The 465-nt window shown below is 41.9% G+C and carries 1 protein-coding gene; it reads right to left on the bottom strand.

Annotated features, from left to right (window positions below; all coding sequences use genetic code 11):
* Positions 1-37: 37 nt before the first annotated feature.
* Complete coding sequence (locus tag AB4496_RS29560) at positions 38-415, bottom strand: hypothetical protein (protein WP_009846478.1); 378 nt, start codon at positions 413-415, stop codon at positions 38-40.
* Positions 416-465 lie beyond the last annotated feature (50 nt).

Genomic DNA, 465 nt, shown 5'->3' with positions numbered 1-465 from the left:
AAGCTCTAAGCTCTAAGCTCTAAGCAATACTGATAGATTAAAGCTTAATAGTAAACTCTTCTCCAGTATTCTCGGCAATCACCAAATGACTGCGCGATTCAATGTACTCGATCTGCTCTTCTTCAAGAGAATATGGCATAGCAACTTTGAGTTCATTGATCCCCTCTAGCTTGGCTAGCTTGAGTAAGGTAACAATGTTTGACTCATCACTTTTACGCGTCGACATCGATTTCAATGCCATCTGCCATAAACGATCTTCAGGGCTGGCTAGCTCTTTAATGCTATCTCGCCAGACGGTACTAAATACTGGCGCAATCGTGGTTAGTGCTTCCAGAAAAGTCCATTTTTTACTGCATGAGGCGCCAAGAAATGTTGTGTAATCAAACTCTACACGCGTCTCTGTCTGTTTATCCATGATGTCCCCCGACACTTTGACAACACAATATACTCAATATCTATCAACTC

This window comes from Vibrio sp. 10N.222.46.A1, assembly GCF_041473595.1.
GTDB lineage: Bacteria > Pseudomonadota > Gammaproteobacteria > Enterobacterales > Vibrionaceae > Vibrio > Vibrio tasmaniensis_A.
The sequence above is the reverse complement of the archived record's forward strand: the minus strand, read 5'-3'. Positions and strand labels throughout refer to the sequence as shown.

Bases quoted from the DNA above. Each gene is read 5' to 3' on its own strand.
- AB4496_RS29560 (WP_009846478.1), bottom strand. From the start codon at position 415: ATGGATAAACAGACAGAGACGCGTGTAGAGTTTGATTACACAACATTT.